We start from the raw sequence: 529 nt of genomic DNA, 5'->3' as shown, positions 1-529 counted from the left end.
CGGCGATGGCGTCGCCGCGGACGAACTTCGAGGCGCCGTCCATCGAGCCGAAGAAAGAAGATTCTTCTTCCAGTTCACGGCGGCGCAGCTGCGCGGTCTTGTCGTCGATCATGCCGGCCGAGAGGTCGGCGTCGATCGACATCTGCTTGCCGGGGATGGCATCGAGGGTGAAGCGCGCGCCGACTTCGGCGATACGCGTGGCGCCCTTGGTGATGACGATGAAGTTCACCACGATCAGGATCATGAAGACGATGAGGCCGATGACGAAGTCGCTGGCCATCACCAACTTGGAGAAGCCGGCGATGACGTAGCCGGCGGCATGCGTCCCTTCATTGCCATGCGACAGGATCATGCGCGTGGTGGCGATGTTGAGCGACAGCCGCAGCATGGTGGCGATGAGCAGCACGGTTGGAAAAGACGAAAAATCGAGCGGCCGCTGGATCCACAGCGCCACCATCAGGATCAGCACCGAAAGCGCGATCGAAAAGGCGAGGCCGACATCGATGAGAAAAGCCGGGATCGGCAGGAA

1 pseudogene is annotated in these 529 nt (G+C 61.4%); it reads right to left on the bottom strand.

Annotated features, from left to right (window positions below):
* Positions 1-529, bottom strand: a pseudogene (locus tag ENZ74_RS35385) (FHIPEP family type III secretion protein); the annotation flags it as partial.

Source organism: Mesorhizobium sp. M7A.F.Ca.CA.002.15.2.1 (assembly GCF_003998715.1).
Classification (GTDB): domain Bacteria; phylum Pseudomonadota; class Alphaproteobacteria; order Rhizobiales; family Rhizobiaceae; genus Mesorhizobium; species Mesorhizobium ciceri.
The sequence above is the reverse complement of the archived record's forward strand: the minus strand, read 5'-3'. Positions and strand labels throughout refer to the sequence as shown.